Genomic DNA, 18,242 nt, shown 5'->3' on the forward strand with positions numbered 1-18,242 from the left:
ATTAATCGAGATTAAGTTTCCCTGATGTTGGTTAATGGTAAATAAAGACTTATTTTTTATGTTTCAATTATTGAACTTGGTTGTTACCTACCTCAAGTTGTGGCGGTTTCTGCTGTTTTCTATGAAGTGTGAAAGATTCTTCATCTAATACTAAGTTTTATTAGAATTAAATCTAATGAAACTTATATTTTATGTCAACACAAATCTAAGTAAATTTAGATTTGTGTGATGGTGAGATTACAATTCGTACTGAACACCCTTTACAACACCAACAATTTCACAATTGCCATTGATCGGGATGTTTGGATAGCGGGGATTGAGTGGAGATAGGTATTTATTAGGGCCATCAATAATTAATTTTTTTATTGTTACCTCGTCACTTCCTGTAAGGCGAGCGACTACAATTTTGCCACTAATTGCCTCTGCTGCTGGATCAACAATAACTTTCGCACCTTCTGGAATAGAAGGCATACCCGAAGGATTAGTCATCGAATCACCTCTTACTGTAAGGGCAAAGCTTGAAGGTGATACCTTTAAAGAAGTTTCTAGATATTCCAACGTTTCATCATAAATCTCTGTTGCTAGGTATTCAGTGAATTTACCTGCTTGTACATATGACAAAACGGGAAGTTTTCTCATTGTTGTAATCACAGAAATATTTTCCTTCGATGATATGCCGTAAAGGATGTAAGACTCAGTTGTATTAAAAAATTGAGCAAGCTTTATTAGAGCATCACCATTTGGCAAATTAAGATCTTTTTCCCAATAGCCAACCGCAACACCCGATACGCCACAGTATTTCCCTAGTTCATTTTGTGTCGTCTTGGTTGTCTTACGAAGCTTTTTTATTCTGCTTCCAACAGTATCCATTTTCATTCCGAGGTTAGTTTTTAACTAAGTTATCTTAGTTTTTATTGATAAAAGAAAACTTATATTTTAATATCTAATAAAACTTATATTGGAGGTGCTTATGACAACTAATGAAGTTGAAGTTTACTTTGGTGATGCTAGCAAAGTCGCTAGTTTTTTTAAAATTACGCCAGAAGCCTTTTATCAATGGAAGAAAAGACCAGGTCAATTAATACCTAAAAATCGAGCAATTGAGGCTGACTTACTAACTGAGGGAAAACTTAAATATAACCCTGAACTTTATAGAAAAAATATCAAAACAGCATAAGGCAATTAACTACCAATAAAAGATAGAGCAGGTAGATATGAGCAAACATTCAATTAAAGAAGTTATTAAAGAAATGTGCAAAGCACTGCCGGGTGGACGTTCTGCTATGGCAGGGGCTCTAGGTATGTCACTCGAGACGTTTAATAACAAGTTATACGAAAAAAATGGCTGTCGTTTCTTTGATATTGATGAACAGGAAGCCATGGAAGACATTTCGGGCACTAAGTTGCTGGTGGAATATCACCTAGATCGTCATGGCATGAGTGCACTACCAAAAATAGAAGCAGAAAAGATAGATCAAGTAGAGCTATTTGATATGCGAATGACATTGGCTGCTATGCAAGGATCACTCGCTGTTTTAATTCAAGAAAGCCTTGTTGATGGTGTTTTAACGGATGAAGAAATAGGGCGTATTTATCGAAAAGCAGGGAAAGTTTTTGCATATGCAATTGGGTTCTTGGATTCACTGAAAATGTTATACGGTGAAAAACAGGAAGCGGCTAAGAGAGGGTGAAGCCAAAGGTATACGGCCTCTGGCTTCGGTTGCCAATTTCAATGATGTGAAGAGAAATAAGCATGAGTAGATTAGCGTATTTAATACCTAAAAAGCAATTTCGCTGTTTACCCTTAACTAAAGAGGGAACATTTCGCTATGTAGAAAGCATACCGAGTGACAATCGATCACACAACTACCGAAAAAATATCGATTTGGTAGATAAGAGGACACTGAAAAAGTCATGGGCTGATTTCTATTTCTTGAGTGGAGGAAAATGCAATGCGAAATGAAGATCCCAATCGTCTTGATCGCTATTACAGAAACCCTCGAGGGCTCCTTGTTCATGTCATTCGTTATGATCGAGAAAAACAGCGCGTTATTTTTATGATTGATGGTTGTGAATACGAACAATGCGAGCCGGTTCAAAGATTTAAAGAGAGATATACCCGAGTTAAGTGAGGCCTCTTATGAGTGTTAAATTATCTAGTTATGTTTGGGATGGTTGCGCCCATGCAGGTTTAAAACTCACATCAGTCGCTATCATGGCAAGATTAGCTGATTTTTCTAATGATGAAGGCATTTGTTGGCCTTCTGTTGTGACAATTGCTCGTCAAATTGGTGCGGGTGAAAGCACGGTGCGCACAGCAATAAAACAGTTGGAAAAAGAAGGGTGGTTAACCAGCGAAAAGCGTAGAAAAGGCAATCGCAACGCAAGCAATATCTATCAGCTGAATGTAGAGAAACTATACCAATCAGCAAAGAAAGCACTTTCTCAACCAATAAAATCTGACGCGTCAAAATCTGATGCATCAGGAGTTGACCCATCAAAATTTGTTGCATCAAATTCTGTTCCCTCAAAATCGAGCAAAAATAGGGATTTTGACCCGCCAGCTCCTGAGGGCGATCCATCAGTAACTTCAAAATATGATCCATTAATAAATCATTCTTCGTCGCAGAATTCTGACGCATTCAGCGACCAGCCGAAAATGGATTTTTTAACACGTTATCCAGAGGCGGTTATTTATAGCGCCAACTTTCAAAAATGGGGCACCGCTGACGATTTGAAGTGCGCTAAATGGCTATTCAGCCGTAAATGCGAAGTGTTTCAAGAGATGGGATTAAAAGCACCTAAAGAGCCCAATTTTACTGATTGGGCTAATGATATTCGCTTGATGACAACGATTGATGGGCATACTCACAAAGAAATTTGCCAGTTCTATAAACGAATTACGCAAGATGATTTTTGGAAAAAGAATGTTCAGTGTCCTCGTACACTCAGGGCTCAATGGGATGATTTAACCTTACGTTTGGCGGGTAAGAAAAAAATCACCATCGACTCCGTAGAACGTGATGAAACATTCCGGCTCATCTGGGGTACAGGTTGGAAACCTAAAAATAAAATCCAAGAATTAGCCGCTATTCAGGCTAAGAAAAATGGTCTAGGCCGAATGAATGAGGTTGCAGGTTTAGCTGCGTGGCGAGGTATTTGGCAACAAGTCGCAGAACAAGTTGCTCAGGAAGTTTTGCTATAAACGAGAGTGGAGAAAAATAACATGAATGGACTAATTGTTATTGATGGTGTTCAAATTCGTCGAGATACCGCAGGGCGTTATTGTTTAAATGACCTTCATCGAGTCTCAGGTGGTGAAAAACGGCATCAACCGTCGAATTGGAGTGCTTTGACTCAAACTAAAGAGTTGGTTGATGAAATTTCAACCGCTCCTGAGATCACAGGAGCGGTTCCCATTGTGACCATTGTTGGTGGGCTTAACCAAGGAACGTATGTTTGCAAAGAATTAGTGTATGCCTATGCAATGTGGATAAGTCCTTCATTTCATTTAAAAGTGATCCGTACTTTTGATGCATTGATAACACAGCAACACGACGAAAAGTTAGCCGATAAAGTTCAAGCTGGAGTCATATTGCTTGAATCGATGGCCAAGAGCCTGAATTTCTCAAACTCTTCAAAATTAGGGGCGTATCAAAAATTACAAGTCATGGCAGGCTTACCCGAATTAGCCCCTGTGTATGCGATTGATGCACCAATTGGTTCAATGGATGGTTCAAGTCGTCCAACAGTAGCTTTATCAACACTGATTAGAAAACACCAATTACCTATTTCAGCGCAACAAGCTTATAAACGATTAGCCGATCTTGGCATTGTTGAACGTTTATCTCGTCCAAGTACGAAAACCGCAAACAAAGTGAAAGAGTTCTGGTCTGTGACTGCTCGAGGTTGTCAGTTTGGGAAGAACATGACCAGCCCTAATAATCCTCGTGAAACTCAACCCCATTTCTTTGAAAGTAAAACGGATGAATTGATCCGTATGGTGATGCTGAATAAACAGGTGAGTGTATGAAATTATTATTAACACCCTATATTCAGCCTGATCTTGGTGTCGTTTTATTGAAGCCTGAAGCGGAGTTGCTTGAGCAACTAAAGCAACATTCTCGTGTGATTATTAGTGATGTACCAAAGAGTTTAGATAAATGGCCTTCTGGTGCATTAACAGGGAATGAACAACCATTATTGAATAACAAGGACATTATTGGCTTTTTGAATAATGAAAAAGTGATCCAAGCTATGGGCGAGCTGGCATCGATGAATATGTGGGTATGCAGAAATATCCATTGCTGCCAGATCAACGATGAGCATGACAGTTATCATCATCATGAATTAACAACCACATGGCATAAAGACGGTGTGATACGGACTTGTTGGTATCATGATAATCATATTCGCAATTCATCGGCGGGGTGGGTTGCTGAATTAGCGTATAAAAATCGTATTGCTTGGATGATAGACACTATTCGCAGTCGTTTGAGATTAGATGATAGCCATTCGCTGACGATACCTGATTTTTTTGCTTTTGCTGTGATGCATAAACTGGTTGATAAATTACCTGATGCTATATTGCGCCGTATTCTAAATTGGCCTGATAAAACTAAAGAGCGTAGGGTGCATGGCGGTTTTCCTGAAGCTGATATTGTTCCAAATGAAGTGACAGCACTATCAGCAATGAATGCGCGTTTAGATGCCATAAAACCCGTTATTAATGTGACTGTCGATCCTGAACCTCCAGCCTCATTTCTTCTTAAACCTAAAATGCGCCGTTGGGAGAATCCCCAATGGCTTCAATGGGTAAAAACACAGCCATGTTGTGTTTGCGGACAACAAGCTGATGATCCACATCATATCATCGGCCATGGTATGGGAGGCATGGGAACGAAAGCTCATGACTTATTCACTATTCCATTATGTCGGCAACACCATGATGAGTTGCATCGAGATCCAAAATTGTGGGAAGCCACTTATGGTAACCAAATCGAATTGTTATTTTCTTTTTTAAACCGTTCATTAGGAATGGGGGCATTGGTTTAACGTGTATACGGCACGGGGAGTATTAGTATGAGAGATATGCAGGAAGTTTTATCGCGTTGGGGAGCGTGGTCAGCTAATGAGGGAAATAGTATCGATTACTCATCAATCGCCGCAGGTTTTAAAGGATTAATTCCAAGTTCAAGACGAAGCCGAGAGCAATGTTCTGATGATGATGGCTTAAAAATAAATAAAGCGGTATTACATTTAAAGGTAAATAATAGTTACTTATTTCAGTTGGTTATTATGTACTATGTGAAGAATTATCCTTTGCGTTCAATGGCTTCAAAACTCGGTATTTCTCATAATGAAGTGGCTAAGCGATTGCAGACAGCGGAAGGTTTTATTGAGGGATGTCTATCGGTTGATAACGTAAAATTAGATATGGATAAAATAATTAGAAAACACCACATTTACAGTCTTGCGTAATTACAAAACACAATATATTGTGTTGATGATGGTTTTGATATTACATGAGTTATCTATTAAAAACCTCGTGAGTGTAGCGGGGTTATGTTTTTTATAGGTCTACTTAAGCTGATTTACCGCTAAAAAATAAAGTTTGCTATCTGCATTTTTCTATGGCTTAATAGCGTCACTGGTTTGGAAGTACAGACCTATTTATGTTAGTAAGTTTAAAGTTGTTCCCGTTTAGCGTTATCCTCGATACCTCTTCATTGTGAATTCCTTCTAATTAATTCCCATAAGTAAAAATACAAAACAAACCGCATATGCCTTATGGCAAATTAAATAAATTAAAGGAAATTCTATGTCTAATACAATGACTGGCACAGTAAAATGGTTCGATGAAGGTAAAGGTTTTGGTTTTATTACTCCAGCTGATGGTAGCAAAGATGTCTTCGTACATTTCTCTGCAATCCAAAGTGATAGCTTCAAAACATTAGCTGAAGGCCAACAAGTTTCATTCACCATGGAAAATGGTATGAAAGGCCCAGCAGCAGGCAATGTGGTGGCTCTCTAAAGGCGCTATTACTATTCGCCTCTATTTTAAATGCCCTTGTTGTAGCAGTTCACAATATAGGACATCACAATTTGATGTCACAGTGAACAATCCACACGGTGCAAAATGTATCTTTTGCAAAAGTGTGATGACAGCTCAAATGAGTTGAGCATTAAATAGTTGAATATACAAAACCTCGCTTCGGCGGGGTTTTTTGCTATCTACAATCCCATATTAATTAAAGATAAAAAATTTAGGTTTTAGGGCTTGAAAAATTTTTGCTCGTTCATATTTATATTTTGGGTAAATAAGATACCACCCATAATTCACTAAATACTGAAGGAGGAGTTATATGCCTAACATTAAACCTTTTTCATTATTCCCAACATTATCTGACAACTTACTTTCAAATCGTTTTGATCAGATAGATCGCCTGTTTAGTCAGTTAACAGGCAGTAAGCCCATTGCATCACCTGTACAGACTTATAACCTGAAACAGATTGATGATAACCATTATGAACTGACAGTGAGTGTGCCTGGATATCAAGAAGATGACTTATCGGTTTCATTGAAAGGAAGCCGTTTATTGATTGAAGGGAAAAAAGAAGAAAAATCAGAAGAAGACAATGATAAATGGATCCACCGAGGCATATCTCAAGGGCAATTTACATTGCAGTTTGACCTAGGTAAGAATGTTAAAATAGACAAAGCTGATTTATCAAGTGGACTTCTGACTATTGCTATTGAGTATGAGTTACCGGAAGAAGAGAAACGGCAAACAATAGCGATAGAAAATAAAGATAAAAGCTAATTGAGTTAGATAACGTGAATAAGATATTAAGGCTACGCATAATGTGTAGCCTTAATTTTTTTGTCAGAGGTTCTAAATTGTATTAGCTCAGACTTGGGGCTCATAGGTAGAATATTATTAGAAATTACAGTCTGATTTGAGCGAGGAGCGGAGATTGGTATATCTGTTAAAGTGAATAGTTCGTTTTTCCGAGATACATAGATAGGTCTACCAGATTTACTTTTGACAATTAAAGTGCTTCTCGAACCAAATAAATATACCTTAAAAAATACTCGACGAATTTTTATTCTCGTCGAGTACTGTATTATTTATTAATTCTTGATTGGCTTCTTAAACATTCAACAGCCATTTCTAATAAATCTAGATCAGGATTAAGAGAACCCCATTCTTTCCAGAAATCCCGAGTGGCACTGTCAGGTTTTACCTGCGGTTGATCAAGTTTAATACGTGTTGGTAGAAGAACTGCGTCTCCGAGTAACAAGGCCTCACCTGTATCTAAAAGTGGAAGCATAGCGGTTAGACCTGTGAGGGAATCAGGTACCAACCTCTTGATGACATTTTGATCGCTATCATTTGTTAACCTGAGAGCTAAGAAGTTGTTACATTGGGAAAGGATAGTCCGGCTTACATCTGACGGCCTCTGACTTACGACTAATAATGAGAAACCATATTTACGACCCTCTTTTGCAATGCGTTCAAAGGACCATAGTGCCTGCCTTTGAACTGAATCTGCGTCATCTTTTACAGGAAGATAAAGATGTGCTTCATCACAAAGTAAGGTGATTGGCGTTCGAGAATCTGCGCTCATCCAGAATTGAATATCATAGAGTAGACGGGCTAAAGTTCCTGTCACTACTGGCAGGACATCAGCAGGAACCTCAGAAAAATCAATAATTTTAATACCGTTACCAGAATCAGCGCGAAGTAGTTTTATAATTTGTTTAGCAAGCCATCCGTAATCTAGAGCTTCAGGTGGAGGTGAAAACATAAAACCATATCGGCGATCATCAAGCTTTGCTTCCAGCCTTGAAAGAAAACGTGTCAGTTTGTCTTCCCAATCCCCTTTTACAGGCTGTCCAGTTTTACCGATACCTTTCGTTATATTATCCTTAGTTAAACGATCAACTAAATCAGAAATAGCGTAAGGTATTGGTGAGTCTACAGTAAATGTCTCTTTGACTTTTAGCTTACCAGATGAATCCAGAGTTTTGCCTTTGAGATCCCGAACATGAAGAGTGAAGCGAGAGGCTTGGTTTGGTGCATTTTGATCGCTACGGTCAAGAATCATCGACAACATTTCATCTCGATTTAGTAACCAATATGGCAGAAATAGTGCATCATCTTGAGGTGCAGTAAGGTCTCCTGGTCCCGCGATGCGGAATCGTTGTGCATAGCCTCCTTTGGCTTTATCAGCCAGTGTGGCGTACTCACCATGCATATCGAAGACGACAATATTAGGATATTTAAGCTTAGCAGCCCGCTCTAATATTAGAGCAACAGCCCAACTCTTACCGGAACCAGTACTTCCTAGGATGGCCGCATGCCTCTGGAAAAATCTATCCCCACTAGCAATCGCCTCAGCACTTCGATCTGCCACGAAAGTACCAAGTTTAAGGCGTTCTTCGTCGGGTAAACCAGCACCAAGTATGCCCATAAAACGCTGAAGATTAACTCCTTCTATCACAAAGCATTCACGATCGATCTGTGGAAAACTATCGGCTCCTCGTTTGAATATATCAGTTTTATCTCCATCAACAGTCCTATAAGTACCGATGACAAAGGCCTGCATATAGTCAGACGGTGATATGGTTAGCATTCCAGACTCATCCTCTTCTGGATCAGGTAATTCTTCTCGTAATGACCGAGTTACTCGATCTGTCATTCCAATCAGGAATTCGGCCTGTGTAGCCCCCTTGATTGCTATTAACTGCCCAATTCCAACACGTGTCAGCATTTCGGAGTTGGTGACATCAATAGCCACACGGCTGGTATCTACCCCAGCTACACGGCCTATTTGTTCATTTTCTGTAAATATAAGAACAGGACTAGTCATACGGATAAAACTCCTTCTACGAATCCTTTAAGATCCCAGTAATCAATATCAGGGTAAAATATTTCATTTCCATCGATGATGAAGTGCGTACCATCAGTTCCTGCGTCGTTATGGAACTCTGCTGCAATTACATTCTTGTTTAACTTAGCTATTTCTTTAGCTTTTTCGGAAAGTGTACGGGTCAAAATTACAGTTCTTACTCCTGACCGAATACGAGGGGTTAGGTGTGTTTCCAAATGATCATCATTGAATCCATAGCCTATGATCAAGAACCGGCTGGCTTTATCGATTGCATCATTAGCTTTTTCCCTGTGTTTGTCAAAGGGACTATCGTAGCCGCTCCTGAACTTATTCAAGCCAGGTGTAATGATTAGACGAGGAAGAGGGAGATCTCCGGTATATCGCACAGGGTTACCTTTACGGTGATACCAGTCTAAGCTGCCATGCGGTTTGAAAACGTTCACTTTTGGTGTGAATTTATATCGCACATGCTTACCAACAAGTTTTGCCCCACGGCAAAAAAGCCAATGGCTATTAAGAGGTTCTAGCCGAGCAGCAAAATGCCCGTTGAACATAGTATCAACTCCTAAGCCAGCTTCTTCACAGGCAAGCTCAACTAAGCGGTCATAGTTAGTTGTTACAATAGGTATGCCTTTATCTGGTTTTAATAAATGAGGAAGTAACGTTGTAAGTCGAAGAGTTCTCTCATTTTTAAACACTTCCGAGATAATAATGGCTTCGGCTGCTGAAATGTATTTCCCAGTAGATTTGACAATGATCGCTTCGAGGGATGGTGTCGGGGCTCGTTTAAGTAAGGCTGCTTCTAAACCATCAGTTCCGATTGAGGGGTTGATCTCATTCCATAGTTTTAGGTCATCAGGAGAAAGATTATCAGGGACATGAGAGAGCAGATGCTCCCCGAGTTTTCCCATCCCAGGGATCCCTTCTGCACAAGATAACCCTGAACCAATAATTAGAACTAGGCCATCAGCCAGATGTTGTTGAAGTCGTTTTTTTAAATCATTTAGTTCCACTTGCTTTCTCCGTAGATACAGAACTTAATTCGTGGGGAAGCAGTTCACAAGCATAAATAAACCTTAGAAGCGTTAGCCTGCGAAAATACAAAATTCTATTAACAAAGAATCAATAACAAGATGTAGGAATATTTTAACCTTTTGAAAAAGAAAGTTCTTATATCCCTATCACAACGTTGATTTATAGTCCTTGCTCAATTTAGGATCTGTTTTGTAGTCTGGTTTTATTTATTTCGCCAAGAGTCAATCGTGCTGGAGACTACCATCCGTCGAAAATAAATCGGTCCCTTTCCCCAGATGGAAGGTGAAGGTATGCTTTGTCTTTTCAGAATCGGTGAACAGGTTAGCCACGATCTTTGCATTCTTTCCGAACTTCTTTTCCAGAGCTTTATTCAGAGTATCGCTACCATCAATATCAACAGATACAGTCATGAGAAGTAATGAGTTATAGACTTGAATCATTGTTGTGTTAGACCGAATCTAAACAGATGGATCTAAATTACCAGTATGAAAAGATAACCCAACACACAATAAAAAAATGCCGATACGCTAGGAGTCATATCGGCATATAAAATAAACGCAAGAAGCAATGTAAGTCATGTCGTACTAATTCGTATCAGACCTGTCAATTTGATACATATGTAATGATAATTATTCTCATTAATATATTCAACCCTAAATTAAATAAGGTTACTTTGTAGCCTTTCCGTCTACTCCGACCACAGAATCAACACCCACTTATACCGTTCACACAAGAGCTGTGAGTCGGCACCTTATTAACTAAAATAAATCGGTAAATGTTATGTCAAAAGAGATAAGCGAATTACAGTTTAGTCTTCACTATGCATCAGAAACAGACAGTGAAAAGAATACCTCCGTCATTTTAACGGCGAATATCCATACGGCTGATGGTGAAACTCAACAACTGACACAATTAATTTGTACAACATCTCCCGCAGGTAAAAAACAATATCGAATCGGCACACAAAAGATTAATGATGCAGGTGATCCATTGCTGGTGGCGATTGAATCCTATTGGCGTAAAAACACACAAGAGAGCTGTATTTATTTGTTAGAGAAAGCGAAGCAATTTATTCAAGGACACTTACAACAAACGAATACATGGATATCTATGCATGGCCTCGTGATTGTTTCTAATGCGTCACTTGAAGAGCAGTTGCCTGAAGGCTTATTAAAAGCACTTAAGGTATCAATACCCACCTAATTTTTTATCGTTTCATTTTTAATATTCTCACTCTAATTATCAACGGGCACTCCGTATCATCATTCTATCTATTAACTAATTCCTCCAATAAAAGGGGGTGAGTATGAATCATATGAAAGAAAGCCCTGAATTTTGGGATCAGGTATTCCAAGTTATTGTTGCTCATAAGGAGCAAGGAATCAGCGCATCACTTGCGACCGGCATGGCGATCCTTCGTGGAAAGTATAATGGCGGTGGTTGGACGAAAACATTATTCGATGGTGCTATGTGTGCATTGTTTGCATGGTTTGTAAAAGACCTATTAACACTACTGGGTCTCAATCAAGATTTTGCGTATCTGGCGAGTGTATTCATTGGGTATGTGGGCGTTGATGGGTTGAGTAAGCTCATTAAAGGTAAGGCAGGATTGAATAATGACTAGACCCGCACGCGGTGAGCGTAATAATAATCCCGGCAATATTCGACATGGTTCAAAATGGCAAGGGCTATCCGCACAGCAAACAGACAAAGATTTTTGTCAATTTGTATCACCTGAATATGGTATTCGGGCAATCTATAAATTACTTGAGACATATCAGAAGAAATACGAACTCAACACCGTCGAGTCGATTATCGACCGGTATGCGCCACCGAATGAAAACAACACAGTTAGCTACATTAATCGAGCAGCTAAAGATATTGGTGTTAGCGTAAATGAACCTATTAACGTTTCATCTAAACCGGTTGCTATTGCATTAGCTACGGCGATTGTAGGTGTTGAGCTTGGGTATCAACCATACAGTCAGAAAGTCTTTGAAGATGCATGGTTGTTGTTATGAGTAAATATATCCCATGGTTTTTTCTCCTACTTTTAAGTGCTCTATTAATGGCATTAAGTTTATCAAATGCAAAAATAAAAAAGCTGAGTAATGAAAATGAATTACTCAGCAAGAATTTATCAGAGCAAATTAATATTAATGGCGATTATAAAGAGCGCATAGAGCGACTAAATCAACTTGATACAAGACACACACAGGAGCTTGTTAATGCAAAGAATGAAATTAGTCGCTTGCGTGATATTAGTGAGCATCATCCTGAGCGGGTGTACATCAAAGCCGAGTGTCCCAAAGTCACAACCACTCCCTCCACCAGCTTGGCTTATGCAACCACCGCCAGACCTACTGACACCACTATCCGAAATTATTGGTTACTCAGAGAGCGAATTGCAGAATCAGAAAAAATAATTAGAGGATTGCAGGATTATGTAAGACAAGAGTGTGCGAAATAAAAAAGCCCTGCATAGCGAGTGCTAGGGCTAATTAAATTAATATGTAAAGTCAAGTATTAGGCATTAATTTGCATAAGCTGTTAGCATTTCTTGTGCAGCAAGCTTACCTAGTGCATTAGCTGCAAAAGGGCTGTCGCCGGTTAAAAGCTTACGATCTTTATGTACTCGGCCAGTAATATCATCATTGACGATATTCATTCCCATTTTTTTCAGTTCTTCACCGAAGTACCAAGTTAGATGACCTGGCATATAGCCTATATCTGGTGTTTGTTTGTCCGCTGAATCTGGGAATGCACAAATCGAATATCCATTTAGCGGATTATTACCATGGCGAAGCGCAAGAAAAGCAGCTGGACCATGGCAAAGAGAGATAACGAAGCGATCATTTTCGATTGCCCATTGTAGTGCGATAGCAACATCTTTACTTTCAGGTAAGCCAATAAGAGCGCCATGACCACCGGGAACAAATATTGCTGCATATTCACTATTTGCATTTAGGTTTTGGACAATATCTGCCAATTTTTTGGGATTATGGAATTGAGATTTATGTTGTTCAAAAAATGAGATCACTTTTTCATCTTTTCGTGGCATAGCCCAGTATTCAAACTTTGTCATCAAACCCGAAATAGTCGCGACTTCGAATTCGAAACCAGCAGCATGCAGATGGTACAAAGGTAATAAGGTTTCAATCGGATGGTTACCCGTTGAAAATAATTTACCATTGTCTGTTGGTAAATAACGTTCGTCAGCAGCAATCACTAGAATTTTTTGCTTGCCAGTATACGGTTTTGGATAGTCCACTCCATCAAGATCAGAAACGGGATTGGTATATTGACTTAGTGAATATTCTGAAGGGAAAAATGCATTATCTTCAGCCATATCAATCTGTGGGTTCTTATTTGATTGAACGGTCATAGTCTATTCCTTATTGTTACTCGGGTCTGTGGTTACTATGTTTGCAACTATTAACTATTTTTAATCAAGGCAATAATGGGTGTCAATATCCTGAAAGGACAAGTAAGAGTCGTTGATTACTCCCATTTTTATTGTGATGTTTGATATTACTAGCAATGCCAACGTTAGGTAGAAGAAAAGGCGTGACGATGGAAAGACATCAATATATTTAATTCTACAAATGTCATTTATTTAGTGGCGTATAGATAGCCATCAGTTAACCGCTGGTGGCTTTTTTTATACACATTTCATCGCTCATTCACAGAGCAATTCACAAACGTCGAATCCAATCACTTTGATATGAGCCTTCGAGGAAGTCAGTTATAGCTGGCGAGCTTCGACGGGCTGATTTTCTATGTGAACGAGGGTTCATTTCAAATGAAGGTAATACGTTATGCAATATCCAAGAGTAAGTATTAATGGTGTATCTGTTCGCGTTGATGACAAAGGAAGATATAACCTAAATGATTTACATGCCTCAGCCGTGGCAAACGGCGAAGCCAGAGAAAATCAAAAGCCCAGCCAATTTTTGAGAAGCAAGCAGGTTAAGGCATTTGTAGAAAAATTAAGCGCAATGCAAAAATGCACTGCGGTCAAAGTCATTAACGGTGGGCTTAATCATGGTGTGTGGGCATTAGAGCTAGTTGTTATTAGATACGCAGCGTGGCTAAAGCCTGAGTTTGAAATTCTCGTCTACAACACCTTTAAGGATGCTACGAGAAAAGGTTTAGATATCATGGCTAAGTTGAACAAGTTAGATCATGTAATCAATACCGAAACCAAAAATGTTAGTAGCTGTGCTAGAACGATGGCTAATTGGGGAGTTGGTGGTAGAAAGCAGTTACTACTAACAGCGAGGGAACGAATTCTTAAAGAAGCTCAAATCTATATTCCTGGTATTGAATAGCGTTCCTTAAAATTGAGGATATTGATTTAATTAATATCTAACGATGAATAGGCCCTAATGGCTTTTTTATTGGGGAAAATTTGTAATGGGATAAACCATGAAAAAACGCAATGTCTATGGTGGTCGCTGGGCTAAAGTGCGATTAGCGTTTCTCAATGAACATCCACTTTGCGTCATGTGCCAAGAGCAAGGACGGATTACTGCTGCCACAGTGGTTGACCACATTACTCCGCATCGTCTTAAAGAAGCACTTGAATCAGGCAATAAAGAACGTATTGCAAAAGCTCAAACCTTATTCTGGGACACAAAGAACTTCCAAAGCTTGTGCGAATTGCATCATAACTCAACCAAACAACGTATCGAAAAGAGTGGCAAAGTCATTGGCTGTAATGCGGATGGCATTCCACTCGATCCCAATTCTCATTGGCATCAATAACACCATGAAATACAGGGTGGGGGCGGGGTAAAAGTTCAAACACTTTCGCCCTGATTACCTAGCGCCCTCATTTATGTGCACAACCGCGAAATGAAAAGTTTTTTTCTGGGAGGTTCCGATGGCAGGAAGACGCCCGAAACCGACCCACTTGAAGGTGGTCACCGGTAATCCGGGAAAACGAAAACTCAACGATAAAGAACCCCAACCTAAACGTGAAATTCCAAGCCCACCCGAACATTTAACGGATTGGGGGAAAATGGCGTGGGCAAAATTAACCTTATTACTTGATGGGATGGGCGTTTTAACTGTGGCTGACACGCTGGCATTAGAACGGCTGTGTGATATCTACGCCGATATTCTTCAATTGCGAGACACCATTGCCATTGAAGGTCGGACATACACCACAAAAACGCAATTAGGGGATTTTTTAATTAAAGCGAATCCTGCCGTAGCCATGTTGGCTGATGCAGATCGCCGTTTTAAAAGTTATTTAGTCGAGTTTGGTTTAACCCCCGCCGCTCGTTCGAAGGTGAAGATGGATGGTGGAGAAGAAGAGGAAGATCCGCTCAACCAATATTTCGGTTGATCCTGCAACACAATACGCGCAAGACGTGCATCAAGGCAAAATCTTAGCGGGGCCTGATATTCGTCATGCATGTGCACGTCATCTCAAAGACTTAAACGAAGCAGAGCAACGAGGATTAGTCTGGGATGTCGAGGCCGTCAAAAGAGTGATCGATTTTTTCGCGAAAGTCTTAAAACTTAATGGTGGGGAGCATGAAGGCAAACCGTTTATTTTATTGCCTTGGCAATGCTTTGTGATTGGCTCCATTTTTGGCTGGAAAATGACTGATGGTACACGCCGGTTTCGCATGGTGTACGTTGAATCAGGCAAAGGTTCAGGAAAATCCCCGATGGCAGGTGGCGTTGGGTTGTATTGTTTAGTCGCCGACAGTGAACCGCGTGCTGAAGTGTATGCGGCAGCCACGAAAAAAGACCAAGCCATGATTTTGTTTCGTGATGCGGTGGCGATGGTTGATCAATCTCCTGCATTAAGTCAGCGGATCACCAAATCAGGCGGAACAGGCAAAGAGTGGAACTTGGCTTATTTGAAAACGAGTTCATTCTTTCGCCCGATTAGCTCAGATGATGGGCAATCAGGACCTCGTCCCCATTGTGCGCTGATTGATGAAATTCATGAGCATAAAAATAATACCGCCGTCGAGATGATGCGAGCGGGCACAAAAGGTCGGCGACAAGCCTTGATATTTATGATCACCAATAGTGGCCATGATAAAACTAGTGTGTGTTATGACTACCATGAATACGGTCGAAAAGTCGCCGAAGGCACTATCGAAGACGACAGTTTCTTTTCCTATATTTGCTCACTGGATGAAGGCGATGATCCCTTTAAGGATGAGTCTTGCTGGGGGAAAGCCAATCCATCACTGGGCTACACCTTTTCTGATCGCTATTTGCGCGAGCAAGTGACACAAGCTCGAGGTATGCCCGCGAAAGAAAGCATTGTGCGTCGGCTTAATTTTTGCCAGTGGGTGGATGCCGATAATCCGTGGATTAACAGTGAAACATGGATGCAGTGTGAAAACACGTTCACATTTGATGATCTTCAAGGTGAAGAGTGTTATGGCGGATTGGATTTATCAGGAACCAAAGATTTAACCGCATTAGCCTTGTATTTTCCTCGTCTCAAACGTCTTTATGTCGAATTTTGGACACCCAAAGACACCTTATTGGATAGAGCGAAAACCGACCGAGTGCCTTACGACTTATGGGTAAGGCAAGGTTTTATGCATACCACTCCAGGGAATGCGGTGAGGTATGAATTTGTGGCAGAACGCATTGCTGAGATGGCGATGCACGTCAACATAAGAGCCATTGCCTTTGACCCTTATCGCATTAAATACCTTGTACCCAAACTCGATGAAGTGGGGGTGACGGTTCCCTTAATCCAACATGGACAAGGATTTTACAAAGCCAAAGATTCAGGGCTATGGATGCCACACTCTATCGAACTATTTGAACAGCTCATTGATGACAAGAAGATTGAGATCCACGCCAATCCTTGTTTGAGATGGAATGCCGCATCCGCTGTGCTTGAGGCTGACCAAAAAGATAACCGCGTCTTTGCCAAGAAAAAAAGCACGGGTCGAATTGATGGAGTGGTGGCCTCTGCAATGGCGATTGGTGCTGCGGAAGGTGAGGTTGATGATGGCAACCTTGAAGATTTTTTCTCTAACCCATTGAGTATGTGATGACAGATAAACAATATTCAATCGATTTGCGCACTAATCATGGTTGGTTTGCGCGTCTGGCTTCCTTCTTTGTTGGGGGAAGACTCGTGACACCTGAACAAGGTTCACAATCAGGTGCTATCTCAGCGCAAGGCTCGCTTGGTGATTCTTCTGTAAATGATGAGCGAATACTCCAAATATCCACGGTTTGGCGTTGTGTTAGCTTAATTTCGACGTTAACGGCTTGTTTGCCACTGGATGTGTTCGAAACGGATAAACAGGGAAATAGAACCAAAGTCGATTTAAGTCACCCATTGGCTCGATTACTGCGATATTCGCCCAATCAATATATGACGGCTCAAGAATTCCGAGAGGCAATGACTATGCAGCTTTGCTTTTATGGTAATGCTTTCGCGTTGATTGAGCGAAATAAAGTGGGTGATGTGATTAGCTTGCTTCCTCTGTTGTCTGCCAATATGGATGTACGCATGGAGGGGAAGAATATTATCTATAAATATCAGCGTGATCATGAGTTTGTGAAATTTAAACAACATGAAATTTTTCATTTAAAAGGGTTTGGTTTTAATGGATTAGTCGGATTGTCGCCGATTGCTTATGCGTGTAAGACAGCAAGCACGGCCGTTGCGATGGAAGATCAACAACGTGAGTTTTACGCTAATGGGGCTAAGTCTCCTAAAATTCTGACAACGGGCGATAAGGTATTAAATAAAGAGCAACGTAGCCAACTTGAAGAGAATTTCAAAGAAATTGCGGGTGGCCCCGTTAAAAAGCGATTGTGGATCTTAGAAGGGGGATTTCAAGCACAAGATATTGGTGTTAGTCCTCAAGATGCAGAAACAATGTCTTCCCGCAAATTTCAAGTCAGTGAATTAGCGCGTTTCTTTGGTGTTCCACCGCATTTAGTCGGTGATGTTGAAAAATCAACAAGTTGGGGAACAGGCATTGAGCAACAAAACTTAGGTTTTCTTCAATATACCTTACAACCCTATATCTCCCGATGGGAAAACTGCATTGTGCGTTGGCTTCTAAAACCATCCGAAGTGGGGAAATATCATGCTGAACATAATCTTGATGGATTATTGCGTGGCGATTCCACTTCACGCGCCGCGTTTATGAAAGCGATGGGAGAATCGGGGCTAAGAACCATTAATGAAATGCGACGACTCGATAATTATCCTCCTCTTGAAGGTGGGGATGTCGCTTACCGGCAAGCACAATATTTACCGATTAACCAACTCAATAAAGAGCCTCACGAAAGTGGGGCTTAAT

General features: G+C 40.3%; 23 protein-coding genes. 19 read left to right on the forward strand and 4 right to left on the reverse strand.

Annotation, left to right across the window (positions count from 1 at the left end):
* Positions 1–237: 237 nt before the first annotated feature.
* On the reverse strand, positions 238–870 hold the full coding sequence (locus H1225_RS04995) for a LexA family protein (RefSeq protein ID WP_017628378.1): 633 nt from the start codon (positions 868–870) through the stop codon (positions 238–240).
* A 100-nt stretch (positions 871–970) separates the two neighbouring features.
* Here H1225_RS04995 and H1225_RS05000 point away from each other — a divergent pair, with 100 nt between their 5' ends.
* The 10 genes from H1225_RS05000 (at position 971) to H1225_RS05045 (ending at position 6,824) form a co-directional block, all read left to right on the forward strand.
* The gene (locus H1225_RS05000; RefSeq protein ID WP_219515172.1) at positions 971–1,177 is read left to right on the forward strand and encodes a Cro/CI family transcriptional regulator; all 207 of its coding nucleotides are present in this window, start codon (positions 971–973) and stop codon (positions 1,175–1,177) included.
* A 37-nt stretch (positions 1,178–1,214) separates the two neighbouring features.
* Positions 1,215–1,691 carry a YmfL family putative regulatory protein gene (locus tag H1225_RS05005; RefSeq protein WP_161730034.1) on the forward strand — a complete coding sequence of 159 codons (477 nt, stop codon included), beginning with the start codon at positions 1,215–1,217 and terminating at the stop codon, positions 1,689–1,691.
* Between the two features lie 261 nt (positions 1,692–1,952).
* Positions 1,953–2,132, forward strand: coding sequence for a DUF4222 domain-containing protein (locus H1225_RS05010; RefSeq protein ID WP_017628377.1), 180 nt, complete (start codon positions 1,953–1,955; stop codon positions 2,130–2,132).
* Positions 2,133–2,140: 8 nt separating this feature from the next.
* The gene (locus tag H1225_RS05015; protein WP_239739532.1) at positions 2,141–3,205 is read left to right on the forward strand and encodes a helix-turn-helix domain-containing protein; all 1,065 of its coding nucleotides are present in this window, start codon (positions 2,141–2,143) and stop codon (positions 3,203–3,205) included.
* 21 nt (positions 3,206–3,226) lie between these two features.
* Positions 3,227–4,033 (forward strand): KilA-N domain-containing protein, encoded by an 807-nt coding sequence (locus tag H1225_RS05020; protein WP_109847669.1) that lies wholly within the window; start codon positions 3,227–3,229, stop codon positions 4,031–4,033.
* Positions 4,030–5,055: a DUF968 domain-containing protein gene (locus H1225_RS05025; RefSeq protein ID WP_239739534.1), complete on the forward strand. Its 1,026-nt coding sequence runs from the start codon at positions 4,030–4,032 to the stop codon at positions 5,053–5,055. The genes H1225_RS05020 and H1225_RS05025 overlap by 4 nt, the downstream gene beginning before the upstream one ends.
* A 27-nt stretch (positions 5,056–5,082) precedes the next feature.
* The gene (locus H1225_RS05030) at positions 5,083–5,481 is read left to right on the forward strand and encodes an antiterminator Q family protein (protein ID WP_049219743.1); all 399 of its coding nucleotides are present in this window, start codon (positions 5,083–5,085) and stop codon (positions 5,479–5,481) included.
* A gap of 340 nt (positions 5,482–5,821) precedes the next feature.
* Entirely contained in the window at positions 5,822–6,034 is a 213-nt protein-coding gene (gene cspE, locus H1225_RS05035; RefSeq protein WP_004244726.1) for a transcription antiterminator/RNA stability regulator CspE, read from the forward strand.
* Positions 6,018–6,182: a cold shock small protein YmcF gene (gene ymcF, locus H1225_RS05040; protein ID WP_088495869.1), complete on the forward strand. Its 165-nt coding sequence runs from the start codon at positions 6,018–6,020 to the stop codon at positions 6,180–6,182. Before cspE ends, ymcF begins: the two co-directional genes overlap by 17 nt.
* Before the next feature lie 183 nt (positions 6,183–6,365).
* A complete protein-coding gene (locus tag H1225_RS05045; RefSeq protein ID WP_161671589.1) occupies positions 6,366–6,824 on the forward strand; it encodes an Hsp20 family protein in 459 nt (152 codons plus the stop codon).
* 304 nt (positions 6,825–7,128) lie between these two features.
* On the opposite strand, the gene H1225_RS05050 is transcribed toward H1225_RS05045, so the two are convergent.
* Together H1225_RS05050 and H1225_RS05055 are read right to left on the reverse strand one after the other, a co-directional pair.
* The gene (locus H1225_RS05050; RefSeq protein ID WP_072062652.1) at positions 7,129–8,877 is read right to left on the reverse strand and encodes an ATP-binding protein; all 1,749 of its coding nucleotides are present in this window, start codon (positions 8,875–8,877) and stop codon (positions 7,129–7,131) included.
* Complete coding sequence (locus H1225_RS05055) at positions 8,874–9,911, reverse strand: SIR2 family protein (protein ID WP_072062651.1); 1,038 nt, start codon at positions 9,909–9,911, stop codon at positions 8,874–8,876. Before H1225_RS05055 ends, H1225_RS05050 begins: the two co-directional genes overlap by 4 nt.
* 802 nt (positions 9,912–10,713) lie before the next feature.
* Between H1225_RS05055 and H1225_RS05060 the strand changes: the two genes are divergently transcribed.
* The 4 genes from H1225_RS05060 (at position 10,714) to H1225_RS05075 (ending at position 12,403) form a co-directional block, all read left to right on the forward strand.
* Positions 10,714–11,136, forward strand: a complete 423-nt coding sequence (locus H1225_RS05060) for a hypothetical protein (protein ID WP_161729876.1) — start codon at positions 10,714–10,716, stop codon at positions 11,134–11,136.
* 103 nt (positions 11,137–11,239) lie between these two features.
* Positions 11,240–11,557, forward strand: a complete 318-nt coding sequence (locus H1225_RS05065; protein WP_161729875.1) for a phage holin, lambda family — start codon at positions 11,240–11,242, stop codon at positions 11,555–11,557.
* The gene (locus H1225_RS05070; RefSeq protein WP_161729874.1) at positions 11,550–11,954 is read left to right on the forward strand and encodes a structural protein; all 405 of its coding nucleotides are present in this window, start codon (positions 11,550–11,552) and stop codon (positions 11,952–11,954) included. The genes H1225_RS05065 and H1225_RS05070 overlap by 8 nt, the downstream gene beginning before the upstream one ends.
* Positions 11,951–12,403 carry a lysis system i-spanin subunit Rz gene (locus H1225_RS05075; protein WP_161729873.1) on the forward strand — a complete coding sequence of 151 codons (453 nt, stop codon included), beginning with the start codon at positions 11,951–11,953 and terminating at the stop codon, positions 12,401–12,403. The genes H1225_RS05070 and H1225_RS05075 overlap by 4 nt, the downstream gene beginning before the upstream one ends.
* 63 nt (positions 12,404–12,466) lie before the next feature.
* Here the strand turns inward: H1225_RS05075 and hchA are convergent, their stop codons facing one another.
* On the reverse strand, positions 12,467–13,318 hold the full coding sequence (hchA, locus tag H1225_RS05080; RefSeq protein ID WP_115065288.1) for a glyoxalase III HchA: 852 nt from the start codon (positions 13,316–13,318) through the stop codon (positions 12,467–12,469).
* A gap of 433 nt (positions 13,319–13,751) precedes the next feature.
* Here hchA and H1225_RS05085 point away from each other — a divergent pair, with 433 nt between their 5' ends.
* The 5 genes from H1225_RS05085 (at position 13,752) to H1225_RS05105 (ending at position 18,241) form a co-directional block, all read left to right on the forward strand.
* Positions 13,752–14,264 (forward strand): KilA-N domain-containing protein, encoded by a 513-nt coding sequence (locus H1225_RS05085; protein WP_115065289.1) that lies wholly within the window; start codon positions 13,752–13,754, stop codon positions 14,262–14,264.
* A 97-nt stretch (positions 14,265–14,361) separates the two neighbouring features.
* Positions 14,362–14,700 carry an HNH endonuclease gene (locus tag H1225_RS05090; protein ID WP_196533162.1) on the forward strand — a complete coding sequence of 113 codons (339 nt, stop codon included), beginning with the start codon at positions 14,362–14,364 and terminating at the stop codon, positions 14,698–14,700.
* 118 nt (positions 14,701–14,818) lie between these two features.
* Positions 14,819–15,286 carry a phage terminase small subunit P27 family gene (locus tag H1225_RS05095; RefSeq protein ID WP_006537822.1) on the forward strand — a complete coding sequence of 156 codons (468 nt, stop codon included), beginning with the start codon at positions 14,819–14,821 and terminating at the stop codon, positions 15,284–15,286.
* On the forward strand, positions 15,240–16,973 hold the full coding sequence (locus H1225_RS05100) for a terminase large subunit (protein ID WP_239739536.1): 1,734 nt from the start codon (positions 15,240–15,242) through the stop codon (positions 16,971–16,973). The genes H1225_RS05095 and H1225_RS05100 overlap by 47 nt, the downstream gene beginning before the upstream one ends.
* Complete coding sequence (locus H1225_RS05105) at positions 16,973–18,241, forward strand: phage portal protein (protein WP_166477286.1); 1,269 nt, start codon at positions 16,973–16,975, stop codon at positions 18,239–18,241. Before H1225_RS05100 ends, H1225_RS05105 begins: the two co-directional genes overlap by 1 nt.
* Position 18,242: the final 1 nt, after the last annotated feature.

This window comes from Proteus penneri, from assembly GCF_022369495.1.
Classification (GTDB): domain Bacteria; phylum Pseudomonadota; class Gammaproteobacteria; order Enterobacterales; family Enterobacteriaceae; genus Proteus; species Proteus penneri.